This window comes from Catenulispora pinistramenti (assembly GCF_018274385.1).
Classification (GTDB): Bacteria; Actinomycetota; Actinomycetes; order Streptomycetales; family Catenulisporaceae; genus Catenulispora; species Catenulispora pinistramenti.
The window spans coordinates 22808-36617 of the sequence record NZ_JAAFYZ010000041.1 but is presented as its reverse complement, the minus strand read 5'-3'; the positions used below and the strand labels follow the sequence as shown (position 1 = coordinate 36617).

Annotated in this window: 10 protein-coding genes; 8 read left to right on the top strand and 2 right to left on the bottom strand. The window is 72.4% G+C overall.

Annotated features, from left to right (window positions below; genetic code table 11):
• The first annotated feature begins 20 nt into the window (after positions 1-20).
• The 4 genes from KGQ19_RS14680 to KGQ19_RS14665 all read left to right on the top strand — a co-directional run bounded on the left by KGQ19_RS14680 (position 21) and on the right by KGQ19_RS14665 (position 5696).
• On the top strand, positions 21-1343 hold the full coding sequence (locus tag KGQ19_RS14680; RefSeq protein WP_438801865.1) for a glycerate kinase: 1323 nt from the start codon (positions 21-23) through the stop codon (positions 1341-1343).
• Complete coding sequence (gene allB, locus KGQ19_RS14675) at positions 1340-2683, top strand: allantoinase AllB (RefSeq protein WP_212009681.1); 1344 nt, start codon at positions 1340-1342, stop codon at positions 2681-2683. Before KGQ19_RS14680 ends, allB begins: the two co-directional genes overlap by 4 nt.
• Positions 2680-3729 carry an allantoicase gene (gene alc / locus KGQ19_RS14670; RefSeq protein ID WP_212009680.1) on the top strand — a complete coding sequence of 350 codons (1050 nt, stop codon included), beginning with the start codon at positions 2680-2682 and terminating at the stop codon, positions 3727-3729. Before allB ends, alc begins: the two co-directional genes overlap by 4 nt.
• A 383-nt stretch (positions 3730-4112) precedes the next feature.
• On the top strand, positions 4113-5696 hold the full coding sequence (locus KGQ19_RS14665) for a uracil-xanthine permease family protein (protein ID WP_212009679.1): 1584 nt from the start codon (positions 4113-4115) through the stop codon (positions 5694-5696).
• On the opposite strand, the gene KGQ19_RS14660 is transcribed toward KGQ19_RS14665, so the two are convergent.
• On the bottom strand, positions 5602-6855 hold the full coding sequence (locus KGQ19_RS14660; RefSeq protein ID WP_307856422.1) for an MFS transporter: 1254 nt from the start codon (positions 6853-6855) through the stop codon (positions 5602-5604). The genes KGQ19_RS14665 and KGQ19_RS14660 overlap by 95 nt on opposite strands.
• A 94-nt stretch (positions 6856-6949) precedes the next feature.
• Between KGQ19_RS14660 and KGQ19_RS14655 the strand changes: the two genes are divergently transcribed.
• Entirely contained in the window at positions 6950-7825 is an 876-nt protein-coding gene (locus KGQ19_RS14655; RefSeq protein ID WP_230418653.1) for a LysR family transcriptional regulator, read from the top strand.
• Between the two features lie 24 nt (positions 7826-7849).
• Entirely contained in the window at positions 7850-8398 is a 549-nt protein-coding gene (locus KGQ19_RS14650; RefSeq protein ID WP_212009678.1) for an AAA family ATPase, read from the top strand.
• Between the two features lie 92 nt (positions 8399-8490).
• Here KGQ19_RS14650 and KGQ19_RS14645 read toward each other — a convergent pair whose 3' ends face one another.
• A complete protein-coding gene (locus KGQ19_RS14645) occupies positions 8491-9786 on the bottom strand; it encodes a S53 family peptidase (protein WP_212009677.1) in 1296 nt (431 codons plus the stop codon).
• Positions 9787-9917: 131 nt separating this feature from the next.
• Between KGQ19_RS14645 and KGQ19_RS14640 the strand changes: the two genes are divergently transcribed.
• On the top strand, positions 9918-10520 hold the full coding sequence (locus tag KGQ19_RS14640; protein WP_212009676.1) for a sugar O-acetyltransferase: 603 nt from the start codon (positions 9918-9920) through the stop codon (positions 10518-10520).
• A gap of 96 nt (positions 10521-10616) precedes the next feature.
• The gene (locus tag KGQ19_RS51875; RefSeq protein ID WP_212009675.1) at positions 10617-13607 is read left to right on the top strand and encodes an ATP-binding protein; all 2991 of its coding nucleotides are present in this window, start codon (positions 10617-10619) and stop codon (positions 13605-13607) included.
• The last annotated feature ends 203 nt before the right edge of the window (positions 13608-13810 follow it).

The window sequence follows — 13810 nt, the reverse complement described above, 5'->3', positions numbered from 1 at the left end:
CGCAGTCCAGCGCCGGCCACATCCTGCTGGCCACGGACAAGTTCAAGGGCTCCCTGAGCGCCGCCGAGGCCACATCCCATCTGGCCGCGGGACTGCGCCGCGCCTCGCCCGCCCTGGGCATCCGCACGATCCCGGTCGCCGACGGCGGCGAGGGCACGGTCGCCGCGGCGGTCGAAGCCGGCTTCGCGCGGGTCCTGACCCGCGCGACCGGCCCGACCGGCGCACCGATCGAAGCGGGCTTCGCGGTGCGCGGCGACACGGCGGTGATCGAGGTCGCCGAGGCCTCGGGCCTGCGCAGGCTGCCGCGCGGCGAGGCGGCCCCGCTGTCAGCCACGTCGTACGGCACCGGGCAGCTGATCCGCGCGGCGCTCGAGGCCGGATGCACGCGCGTCATCCTCGGGCTCGGCGGCAGCGCCTGCACCGACGGGGGAGCGGGCCTGGTCCAGGCGCTCGGCGCGCGCCTGCTCGACGCGGCGGGGCAGGGACTGCCGCGCGGCGGTGCGGCGCTGGCCCGGCTGGCGCGGATCGATGTGGGCGAGCTGGCCGCGGTCAGGGAGCTGATCGTGGCCAGCGATGTCGACAATCCACTGCTGGGGCCGAATGGCGCTGCGGCGATATATGGGCCGCAGAAGGGTGCGACGGCAGAAGATGTCGCGCTGCTTGACGCGGCGCTGGCGAACTGGGCTCGCTTGGTTCAAGGCGCGGTCGGGGGTCGGGGCTTCGGCCCCGGCCCGGCTGGTGCGCGGGTTGATGGTGCGCATGCTTCGGGCTCGGGCTCGGCAGATGCGGATGCTGGTTCGCGCGAGATCGCTGCCCACAGCCTGGCTAGTGCGCGTGGTTCGGTCACGGGCTCGGGCCCGGCAGATGTGGATGCTGGTTCGCGCCAGGTCCCTGCCCACAGCCCGGCCCATGCGCCGGCTGATTTCGCCCAAGTCCCCGGCGCGGGCGCGGCAGGCGGCATCGGTTTCGCAGCCATGTCCCTGCTCGGCGCGCGGCTGGAACCCGGTATCGACATCGTCCTGGACCTGGCCGACTTTGCGACCAAGGCCCATGGCGCGCGCCTCGTCATCACCGGCGAAGGCTCCCTCGACCGCCAATCCCTGCGCGGCAAGGCCCCGGCCGGTGTCGCCCGAGCCGCTGCCCGCGCGGGCGTTCCCGTCGTCGCGGTCGCCGGGGTCTGCACCCTGACCCCCGCCGAGCTCGAAGCCGCCGGGATCCGCGCCGCCTACACGCTCAGCGGCATCGAGCCCGATCTTGAGCGCTGCATCCTCGACGCCGGTCCGCTCCTCGAACAGCTCGCGGCCGTCATCGCCGCCGATGCGCTCACCGGGGCCGCCGTATGACCGCGAATGATCCGTTCGACCTCGTCCTGCGCTCCACACGCGCCGTTCTGCCCGACGCCGTCCGTCCGCGCCCGGCGGCGGTGGGCGTGCGGGACGGCCGCATCGCCGCGGTCGGCGAATACCGTGCCCCCTACACCGGCCGGGTGGAGCTCGACCTCGCCGACACCGCGCTGCTGCCCGGCCTGGTCGACACGCACGTGCACGTCAACGAGCCCGGCCGTACGCAGTGGGAGGGCTTCGCCTCCGCCACGCGCGCGGCGGCGGCCGGGGGCGTGACCACGCTGGTCGATATGCCGCTCAACTCGATTCCGCCGACGGTGGACGGGCCCGCGTTGGACGTCAAGCGCAAAGCGGCCGACGGGAAGTGTTTCGTCAATGTCGGATTCTGGGGTGGTGCGATACCCGGTAACACTGCCGCGTTGCGTTCTTTGCACAAGAAGGGCGTGTTCGGTTTCAAATGCTTCCTCGCCGATTCCGGTGTTGAGGAGTTCCCGGCGCTGACCGTTCCGGAAATGCGTAAAGCATTGCGGGAGATCGCCCGGTTCGACGGGCTTCTCATCGTCCATGCCGAGAACGCCGAAGCCCTTGCCGCCGCGCCTTCCAGTACCCGCTATCACGATTTCCTCGCCTCGCGTCCGGCCGCCGCCGAGGACAGCGCCATCGCCGCCGTCATCGACGCCGCGCACGAATACCGCGCTCGGGTCCACATCCTGCACCTGGCCGCGGCCGAGGCTCTGCCGCGTATCGCCGCCGCGAAGGCCCGCGGCGTCCGCATCACCGCCGAGACCTGCCCGCACTACCTCACCTTCAGCGCCGAGGAGATCGGCGACGGCGCCACCGAGTTCAAGTGCTGCCCGCCGATCCGCCGCGCCCAGGACCGCGAGGCGTTGTGGGCGGCGCTCGCCGACGGCGTGATCGACGTCGTCGTGTCCGACCATTCGCCCGCCACGCCCGACCTCAAGCACCTCGACTCCGGCGACTTCGCCGCGGCCTGGGGCGGGATCTCCTCGCTACAACTGGGCCTGTCGGCGGTGTGGACCGGCGCGCGGGCCCGGGGCCGGAGCCTGGCCGACGTCGCGCAGTGGATGGCCACCGGGCCCGCCGATCTGGTCGGCCTGCCGGCCAAGGGCCGTATCGCTGTGGGCTGCGACGCCGACCTGGTGGTCTTCGACCCCGACGCCGCGTTCACCGTCGACCCCGCGGCCCTGCACCACAAGAACCCTGTCACCCCCTACGCCGGCCGCGAACTGCACGGCGTCGTGCGCGCGGCCTACCTGCGCGGGGAGCCGATCACCGGCGTCCCGCGCGGATGCTTCCTCACACCCCCGGAGGTCCGATGAGCGACACCCCGTCTTTCACCCGCCTGACCGACCTGGCCGCCCGCGACGTCGGGGGCGCGGTGGTGTGGGCCAACGACGAGTTCTTCGGCGAGAAGGAGGCGCTGATCCGCCCCGAACTGCCGACCTTCAGCCCCCACACCTTCGGCCACAAAGGCCAGGTCGTGGACGGCTGGGAGACCCGGCGCCGACGGCCCGGCGGACCGGGTGTGCAGGGCACCGAGCACGACTCGGCGATCATCCGCCTCGGCATCCCCGGCGTGGTGCGCGGCGTCACCGTCGACACCGCGTTCTTCATCGGCAACTACCCGCCGCACGCCCGCGTCGAAGCGGCCAGCGTCCCCGGCTTCCCGACCCCGGCCGATCTGCTGGCCGCCGAGTGGACCGAGATCGTGCCGGTCAGCCCGCTGTCCGGGGACTGCGAGCACCACTTCGCCGTCGAGGCCGCGGGCGGTGCCGAGCGCCGCTTCACCCACGTCCGGCTCGCCATGATCCCCGACGGCGGCATCGCCCGCTTCCGCGTCTACGGCGAACCCGTCCCGGACCCGCGGTTCCTGGCCGGCGTCCCGGTGGATCTGGCCGCCCTGACCAACGGCGCCCAGATCGTCGCCGCCTCCAACATGTTCTTCTCCGCGCCGGAGAACCTGATCAAACCGGGGGAGTCCCGGGTCATGGGCGAGGGCTGGGAGACGGCCCGCCGCCGCGACGGCGTCGGGGACTGGATCGAGGTCCGGCTGGCCGCCCAAGGGGTCCCGGCCGTGATCGAGATCGACACCGCCAACTACAAGGGCAACGCGCCGGACCACATCGTCCTGCTCGGCGCCGACCGGCCGGGCGAGCCGGCGGGCTCGGACTGGTTCGAGGTGATCGGCCAGAGCAGCATGCTGCCGGACTACCGGCACCGCTTCCGGCTCGACGACGCCCGCCCCGTGACCCACCTGCGCCTGGAAGTACGCCCCGACGGCGGCGTGGCCCGCCTGCGCGTCCTGGGCACCCTCACCGACTCCGGCCTCGCCGCCGTCCAGGCCCGCTGGCAGGACAACGCATAGCACAGATCCTCCGGGTATGGCATTCCCTCGCCGTCAGAAATGCGACGGCGAGGGTATCGCCATGCCCATTTCGGGTTTCGCAGAAAACTGCATTGTGGGAAGGTACGAATCCTGCTCCGCTATCGAGAAATCCGATGAGTTTCATTGACTGGGCATCAGGCGGCGGACTAGCTTCGCATCCAATGGGTTAACAGCTCACGAAAAACTCGCCCGGAACGGATGTCGGCTTCGCCCCCCGTTCCTCAGAAACACCAGCGCGCACCAGCACCATCCTCATCGGTACAACGGCAGGCTCGGACGCTACCGCACCGGTAGCTCGGCAAGGGCACTACCGCATGGGGCACGGCTCAGCGATAAACCCCTCACGCCAAGGGAGCCCCTCCATGAGCACATCCGAAAGCGGCCCGCGCGATACTGCGATACCCCCGGACGCACCACAGGCCAAACCCCGGGTACACCCGGTCGACGAGGTCCTGCCGGCGCCCCGGCTGACCATCCTCGGCCTGCAGCACCTGTTCATCATGTACGCCGGCGCCATCGCCGTCCCGTTCGTCGTCGGCGGCGCGCTGAAGCTGTCCGCCGCCACCATCGCCCTGCTGGTCAACGCCGACCTGCTGGTCGCCGGGGTGGCCACGCTGATCCAGGCGGTCGGCGTCGGCAAGCTGTTCGGCGTGCGGCTGCCGGTGGTGGCCGGCGCGACGTTCACCGTCATCCCGCCGATGATCACCATCGCCGCCAAGTTCGGCGGCGAGAAGGGCCTGCCCTACGTCTACGGCGCCATGCTGTGTTCGGGCGTGTTCGGCCTGCTGATCGCCAGACCCTTCGCCAAGGTGATCCGCTTCTTCCCGCCGCTGGTGGCCGGGATCGTCATCACCGTCATCGGGCTCTCGCTGATCGGCCCGGCCGCGGCGATGATCGCCGGCCACGACACCGAGGACCCGCACTACGGCCAGGTCTCGCACATCATGGTGGCCTTCGCGGTGGTCTTCGGCATCCTCATCCTGGCCCGCACCCTGCGCGGCTTCCTCGGCCAGATCGCCCCGCTGCTGGCCATCACCGTCGGCGCGGTGCTGGCCCTGTTCACGCACAGCTGGTCCGGGAGCACCCGCACGCACTCCTGGGACCTGTCCGGCGTCGGCCACGCCGACTGGCTGGGCCTGGCCGCGCCCTTCCACTTCGGCGCGCCGAAGTTCGACGCCGCGGCGGTCATCTCGATGTGCATCGTCATGCTGGTCACCTACACAGAGTCCACCGCCGACATGCTCGCGGTCGCCGAGATGACCGGCAAGGAGCTCACCGGTGCGGACATCACCCGCGGCCTGGCCGCCGACGGCCTGTCGGCGCTGCTCGGCGGGTCCATGAACTCCTTCCCCGACACGCTGTTCGCCGAGAACGTCGGCCTGGTCCAGATGACCGGCGTGCGCTCCCGCTGGGTCACCGCGGTCACCGGCGGCTTTCTGGTGGTGATGGGGGTGATCCCGAAGGTCGGGGCGTTCGTGGCCGCGGTGCCGGAGTTCGTGGTCGGCGGCGCGGCCCTGGTGATGTTCGCGACCGTCACCGCCGTCGGCATCCAGACCCTGAAGAAGGCCGAGTTCCAGGGCAACCACAACCTGCTGATCGTCGCGACCTCCCTGGGCCTGTCGCTGCTCCCCGCCTACGCCATGGACCGCTTCGGGAACTCGATCTTCTTCGAGAAGTTCCCGAGCTGGGCCCAGATCGTCTTCGGCAGCCCGATCACCATCGCGGTGGTGGTGGCGTTCTCGCTGAACCTGGTGTTCAACCACCTCGGCGGCGGCTCGACGATCCCGGTGCCGCGATCGGTGGCCGCGTCGGGGGCGGTATCGGGGGCGGTGCCGGGGACGAGCCCGGCGATCAGCCCGATGTTCGCGGCGCGACCAGCGGCGGGATCCGACGCAGCAACAGGGCTAGCACTCCAGCGATCCCCAGCAGCGAGCCCGCTACCGTGACCACGCCCGGCCAGCCCCCGGCCGACCACGCGCGCCCGCCCAGGCTGCCGAACACTGACGAACCGATGTAATAGGCGAACAGGTAGAACGCCGCGGCCTGGCTGGGACTGGCTCCCGACGCGTGCGAACGCGCCGTGACCCAGCCGCTGGCCAGGCCGTGCACGCAGAAGAACCCGACGGTCAGCGCGGCGATCCCGACGATGACGACCGGCAGCGACCCGGTCAGCGTCAGCAGCACCCCGCCGAAGGCGACCGCACAGCCGATCGGCGCGATCGCCCGCCGCCCCAGCCGGTCGGCCAGCCGGCCGGACACCGTGGAGCTCACCGTCCCCAGCGGATACGTCAAGAACACCAGGCTGACCAGCCCGACGCCCAGATGGAACGGAGCGCCGGTGAGCCGGAACCCCACGGCGTTGAACACCGCGACCAGCGCCCCGACCGCACAAGCACCCAGCGCGTACAGGGCCAGCAGCGCCGGGTCGGCCAGCGCCCGGCGCTGCATCGCCAGCACGGTCCGGCCCCGCAGCCGGGTCGGAACGAAGTGCCGCGACGGCGGCAGCGTGACCGCGACGACCACGGCGCAGGCCGTGGAGACCGCGGCGGCGGCCACCAGCGCCCACCGCCACCCGGCCGACTCGGCGATCGGCGCCGTCACGATCCGGGCCGCCATCCCGCCGATCGCGGTCCCGCCGATGTAGATCCCCGCGGCGCGCGCCTGGGCGCTCGGGTGCATCTCCTCGCGCAGGTACGCGGTGGCCACCGCCGGCAGCCCGGCGAGCGCCACGCCGGCCAGCAGCCGCAACGCGATCAGGGAATCCCAGTCGGGGGCGGCGGCGCAGATGATCGCCAGCACCGCCGAGGCGGCCATGGAGAACCGGATCAGCACCGTGCGGCCCACCGCTTCGGACAGCGGCCCGAACACTAACAGCGCCAGGGCCAGGCCGATGGTGGCCGCCGAGACCGAGAGCGTGCTCGCGGCCGGCGAGACGTGGAAGGCGCGGGAGAGGTCGGGGAGCAGCGCCTGGGTGTCGTAAAGGAGGACGAAGGTGGCTATGCCCGCGGCGAACAGGGCGGTCAGGACGCGGCGGAATTCGGGGGTGCCGGGCAGGTGTCCCTCGTGCTCGGCTGGGACGGTGTCGGCTTGAGCCAGGGTGGTCACCCAACGATCGTGACTCCGCGGCCGTCATGCGTCCAATAGCAGAGACGGGCCTTCTCGATGCGTAATCCGTATCGCCTCGCGTATCGTGGCGGGGATGCTGCTGCGTGATCTCAGCTGGCTGGTCGCGCTCGCCGACCACCGGCACATGACCGGAACCGCCGCGATCCTCGGCGTCAGCCAGCCCACGCTGTCCCGGGCGCTGGCGCGCGTCGAGACCGAGCTGGAGACCCGGCTGTTCGAACGGGCACCGGACGGTGTCGCGCCCAATCCCAACGGCGAACTCGTCGTCGCGGCGGCCCGGGAGCTGCTGGCCCGCTACGAGCAGCTGACGACCGAGCTGGCCGCGCGCCTGGACCCCGACCGGGGCGTGGTGCGGCTGGCGTTCCTGGACTCGATGGCCACCTCGCTGGTCCCGCGGCTGCTGCGGGCCTTCCACGGGCACGCGCCGGCCGTCCGCGTGCTGCTCACCCAGGAGGCGGCCCACCACATCCGGGACGACCTGCGCACCGGCGCCGTCGAACTGGCGGTGACCTCCCCGCGCCCGACCGGCGACTTCGGCTGGCTGCCGTTGCAACGCGAACGGCTGGTCGTCGTGGTGCCGCCGAGCCACCGGCTGCGCGACCGCAAGCGCATCGCCCTGGCCGAACTCGCCGACGAGGAACTCGTCACCACCCCGGTCGGCTTCGGCTTCCGGACGCTGTTGGACGGGCTCCTGGCCGAGGCCGGGGTCGTCCCCCGGATCTCCTTCGAGAGCGCCGACCTGGCCACCATCGAGGGCCTGGTCGCCGCCGGCCTCGGGGTGGCGGTGGTCCCCGAGCAGTTCGTCGGCCTGAGCGGCACCATCGGCATCAGCCTGTCGACCCGGGCCGCGGGCCGCACGATCGGCCTGACGTGGCGGACCGATCACGCCCTCGCCCCGGCGGCGGCGCGGTTCCTGGCGTTCATCGAGAGCCAGTGGCCTGAGCCGTGACCGGCCTCGTGCGAAACTGCGGTGGTGGCATTGGTGTGGGTGACGGGCAACGCGGGGGTCGGCAAGTCGACGGTCTGCAGCCTGCTGAAAGGCCGGGGCGAGCGGGCGATCGACGCCGACTGGGACGGCTACAACCAGTGGGTGGATCGGGTCACCGGGGAGGTTGTCGTTGACCCGCCGTATCCGGCGCCGCCCGGCTGGCTCGACGGTTTCGGCTGGCAGATCGGCCGCCCGAAGGTGGAGGCTCTTGCCGAGGAATCCCGGGGAACGGTCGCGTACCTTTTCGGCACCGTCGAGAACGAGGTACAGGTGTGGGACCTGTTCGACGTCGTGGTCTGTCTGGTGGTCGACGATCAGACGCTCCGGCACCGCCTGCTGACCCGCACCACGAACGCCTTCGGTAAACACCCGGAGGAGTTGGCGGCCACGCTCGGATACAACGAGAACATGGAGTCCACCTACCGGGGCTTCGGCGCGCTGGTCCTGGACGGCACCCGCCCGGTTGCCCAGATCGCCGACGCGATCCTGGCCGCCGGACGCGAAGCGCTCCCGGCGCACCCGGCGAACCCCTGACGCTTGGGCGCCGCGTCCGGATCTGCGGCGGTGCCGCGCCGATCCCGGGATCCCAGGCGGCGCGGCACCACTTCCGGTTCAGCCGGTGCGGATCAGAACGCGCCGGTGCCGTTCGGCGTGCCCAGCCCGGTCGGCCCGTCGTAGCCGGGACCGGCGGTGCACAGGTACGTCGGCGTGCAGGTGCCGTTGGAGCCGCTGGTCACGTCGAACAGCGACGCGGTGTGCGAGTACGGGTAGGAGCCGTAGTTCGTCGTGGCGCTGTTCCCGGCCAGCGCGTAGACCGAGGCGATGATCGGCGAGGACGCGCTGGTCCCGCCGACCTGCACCCAGCCGTCGGCGCCGGTGGCCAGGCCCAGGGACAGCAGCAGGTCGCAGAAGGCCCCGCCGCCGCAGCTGTTCGCGGTGTCGTAGACGGCGACCCCGGTGTTCGGGTCGGCGACGGCGGACACGTCCGCGACCGTCCGGTGTGCGCAGCCGGTGTCCTGCTGCCATACCGGCTTCGGCTCCTGGGTCGAGCAGCCGCTGCCGGCGCTGGACCAGGCGGTCTCGGTCCAGCCGCGGGCGTTGGACGCCGTGCTCAGGCTGGTGCCGCCGACCGCGGTGACGTAGGGCGAGGCGGCCGGCCAGCTGACGCCGTACCCGCTGTCGCCGCTGCTGGCGGTGATGGCGACCCCGGGGTGGTCGAAGTGCGGGTCGGCGGCCAGCGTGGAGCTGTCCTCGGCCGCGCCCCAACTGTTGGAGACCGACACCACGCCCGGCGTCGTGGCCGCGCTGTCCTCGGCGGCGGTCAGCGACGCGGTGTCCGCGCCGGCGGCCTCCACCAGCAGGATGTGGCAGCCGGGGCAGATCGCCGAGACCATGTCCAGGTCCAGGCTCTCCTCCTCGGCCCAGCCGTAGTCCGCGGCCGGCAGCGGCGAGGCCTGCCCGCTACCGTTCACCTTCTGGAAGCAGCCGCTGGCCGCGGTGCACGCCGGCAGCCCGTAGGCGTTGCGGTAGGCCGCGAGGTCGGAGGCGGCGTTGGGATCGTCGAAGGCGTCGACGATCGCGACGGTCCGCCCGGCTCCGTTGGTGCCGCTGAGCTTGTAGGCGGATATCAGGTCGGCCGGTTTCAGCCCGGAACTGGTCGGGCTGCCGGTGGTGGTCGGCGCGAGCCGCCCCCGCCCCAGGCAGTGGGCCCGGCCCGGCTCGGCCTTGGCACATCCGAAGGGGATGATCGGGGCCAGGGCCGGCAGGGCGGCGCGAGTGGCGCTCGCCCGCGCGGCGCCGGTGTCCGCGCTGGCCGGCGCGGTGAATGCCAGGACGAGGGCGAACGCCGCGCCGAGGGCGGCGATGCGGGTGCCGGAGCGCCGCAGGAATCTCGCGACGAGCAGGGGAACGCGATCGTACATATTGCCTCCCGACGGTGAATGGGCGGGAACAACCGTCCCTTGGCGAATATGCGAGCCTTACCAAAGAGAGTCAATCCTCTTCGACCGCACCGATGATCCACATAGTGAAGCAAGGGACGGAGTGTTCGGCTGTGTCGCAGAACAATGAGGAAGAAGTCCTGGCGCGGATAGCCAAGGGGCTCGTCTACACCGAGACCGAGGCAGCCTTCCAAGCCCCGCAACGCCGCACCGACGAGATCTTCGAGTACAACCGCACCGCGCCCGGCGAGCCGGACAGACGCCGGGCCCTGCTGGAGGCGATCTTCGGCTCGGTCGGGGAGCGCACCGTGCTGCTGCCGCCGTTCCACGCCGGGTTCGGCAGCAAGGTGCACATCGGCGACGACTTCTTCGGCAACGTGAACCTGACCTTCGTCGACGACGTGGAGATCCGGATCGGGGACGGCGTGATGATCGCGCCGAGCGTCACCCTGACCACCACCGGCCACCCGGTGCACCCCGCGCGGCGCGCCGACTTCGGCCGGTTCTCCGAGCCGATCGTGATCGAGGACAAGGTGTGGATCGGCAGCAACGCCGTGGTCCTGCCGGGCGTCCGGATCGGCCGCGGCTCGGTGATCGGGGCCGGCAGCGTCGTCAGCCGGGACGTCCCGCCGATGGCCGTCGCGGTCGGCACCCCGGCCCGGGTGCTGCGCGCCATCACCGACGAAGACCTCAAGAGCCGCACCGCCCAGGCTTGAGGTAGCCACGGCGACCGGCCCGGCCGAAAGGCGGCCGGCATGGCCGAAAACCGGCTCTTGATCTACTTTGGAGGGAATCTGGACGGGTGATCACACGTGGCCGCTACCTCCCGGCATGCCGACCCCGACACCGGAGCCCAGACGCGGTGGCCGTGGTCGGGGGCCGGTTTCGCCTTCGTCGGGCGCCGACGCGAGACCGGCCTGCTGCTCGCCGCCGTGCGGCACCCGCCGGCCGTGGTCCTGGTCGAGGGCGAGGCCGGGATCGGCAAGTCGCGGCTGGTGCACGAGGCGGCGGCCGCCCTGGCCGCCGAAGGCAGCCGGGTCCTGACCGGGGTGTGCCACCCGCTGCGCGAACCGTTCCCCTACGGCCCGGTCATCGACGCGCTGCGCAAGGCCGGCGACTGGCTGCCGCCCAGCGCCGACCTCCCGCCCAGCACCGGCGTGCTGGCCCCGCTTCTGCCCGATCTGGCCGCGCGGCTTCCCGCCCCGCCCCCGCCGCCGGCCGACGCCCATGCCAAGCGCTTCCAGCAGGTCTTCGGCCTGCGCTCGTTCCTGGCCGCACTCGGCCCGGCGGTCCTGGTGATCGAGGACGCGCACTGGATCGACGAGGCCACCCGCGAACTGCTCCTTCTGCTCACCCGCGACATGCCCGAGCAGCTGAGCCTGGTCCTCACCTACCGCGACGAAGACCTGCCGCCCGGCGGATCGGTCCTGGGTTCGGCGTTCCGGCGGCAGCCCGGCGTCAGCGCGGTGGCGATCCACCTGGGCCCGCTGTCCGGACCGGACGTGCTGGCCCTGGCGCACGCCGCACTCGGGACCCGGGTGACTCCAGAGCTGGGCAGCGTGCTCTACCAGCGCAGCGAGGGCCTGCCGCTGGCCGCCGAAGAAGACCTGATCACGTTGGCCGAGCGCGGCGAACGCGGTCCGGGCGGCGACCGGGGCGACCGGGGCGACCGGGACCGAGGCGACCGGGAGCAAGGCGGAGCCCCCGGCCGAGGGGTCGACCTCGCCGCCGATCTGGAACGCGCCGAAGTGCCGCGCGGGCTGAGCGAGGCCTTCACCGAGCGCCTGAACGCGCTGTCGGCGCCGGCCCGGACCGTCGTGGAGACCGCCGCGGTCCTGGACGTCCCGGCCACCGAACAGCTGTTGGCCCAGGTCGCGGGCCTGGAACCGGACCAGGCCGCCCGCGGCCTCACCGAAGCGCTGCGCACCGCGGTCCTGCAGGAGACCGACGCGAACCGCTACTTCTTCCGCCACGTCCTGGCCCAGCGCGTCGCCTACGAACAGATGCCCGGCCCGCTGCGCGGCCGCCTGCACTGGCAGGCGATCGCCGTCCTGGAGACCGAGTCCCCGCCGCCGCTGGTCCAGATCGCGCACCACGCCCTGATGCTCGGCGACCCCAAGGCCTGGCTGGACCGCGCCGAAGCCGCCGCCGACCAGGCGATCTCGCTCGGCGACTCCGGCACCGCCGCCGCGCTGCTGCACCGGATCCTGGAACAGCCGGGCATCTCCGGCGACCTGCGCTCCCGCGCCGCCCTGGCCCTGGCCGGCATCGCCGTGACCGGCGTCGACTACCGCACCGATGCCCGGGCGCTGCGCCGCATCCTGGCCGATCCCCGGCTGCCGACCCGGGCCCGCGGCGAGATCCGGCTGTCGCTGGGGCTGCTCATGGTCGGCCACGCCGGCGACCGGGCCGGTTTCCAGCAGCTGGCGCGCGCCGCCGAGGAACTGGCCGACCAGCCCGACCGCGCCGCCCGGGCGCTGATCGCGCTGGCCATGAACGAACGCGACGGCGGCGCGAAGCAGGCCTGGGCCTGGGTGCAGCGCGCCGAGGCCCAGGCCGCGCTCAGCCCCGGCCCGGCCGTGCACGCCGCGGTCCAGGCCACCCGGCTCACCCTGCTGGCCCGGCAGGGCGATCCCGGCGTCTGGGCCCGCGCCGACCAGCTGCCCCGGTCCAGCGACGACGACGAGGAGATGCGGCAGACCATCCGCGCGCTGTACAACACCGGCGAGATCGCCGTCGAACTCGGCCACGACCGGCGCGCTGCCCGGATGCTGAAAGAGAGCCGCGACCTGGCACACCGCGTCAGCTTCCCGCACATGGAGTCCTACAGCCGGATCGCGCTGCTCCGGCTCGACGCCCTGGCCGGCGACTGGGCCGACATCGAGAACCGGTTCACCGCGCTGCGGGCCGAGTATCCGGACATCGCCATGGCCAAGACCGACGAGGCGCTGACGGTCGGCCTGCTGGCCGCCGCGCGCGGCGCGCGGGACCGGGCCGCTGAACTGTTCACGGCCGCCGCGGCCTACGGCGAGCTGGAGTCCCAGGTGACCGTCGAGCTGCGGGCCGCCGCCGGGCTCATCGCCGTCCGGCTGGCCGCGGCCGCCGGCGAGGACGCCTGGGCGATCGCCACGCCGGCGCTCGCGACGCTGCGCCGGGCCGAAGCCTGGGCCCGGGGCACCGGTCTGGTGCCGGTCGCGGTCCAGGCGGCGCTGGCTCGCGGGCGGCGCGATGCCGCCACGCAACTGGTCGCCGACGTCGGGGCGGGGTTGCAGGGCAAGGACGCGCCGGCCGCGACGGCCGAGCTGCACATGGCGCGCGGCGTGCTGCTGCTGGCGACCGATCCGGCGGCGTCGGCGCTGGAGTTCGACACCGCCCGCCGGCTCTGGTCCGACATCGGCCGCCCCTACGACCGGGCCCGCGTGACGGAACAAGCCGGTACCGCGTGGAGCGCGGCCGGCGACCGTGAGGCGGCCACCGCCCGGCTGACCGAGGCGCTGGCCGGCTATGACCGGCTCGGTGCCGTCCACGATGCGGCCCGCTGCCGACACACCATGGCCGAGCTGGGCTTTTCCCGGCCTTCGGGGCGCGGGCGGCGTGGTTACGGCGACCAACTCTCGCCCCGGGAGCGGCAAGTCGCCACCCTGGTGGCCCGCGGCGCGACCAACCACGACATCGCCGAAGCGTTGTTCCTCTCCCCGCGCACTGTCGAGCAGCACGTCGCGCGGGTTCTGCGGAAACTGGGGACTACCAGGGGTGATGTCGCCGAAGCGTTGCGTGATCAGGGCCGCCGACCCCTTGAATAAATTACGTATCCCTGCAAAATGGGATACTTATTGATCTAGACGAGAGGGCCCGCGAGCCTCGTGGGTGGGGGCGTGTAACGCAAAACACCTCGTCGCTCTCGCCACACCCGGTGCAGACGGCCGGCCACGCAGGAGGCCAAAGATGATCGCCATGAAGGACCCCGAAGCCGCGCGCCGAGGCGCAGTCCTTCCCGCCCAGCGCA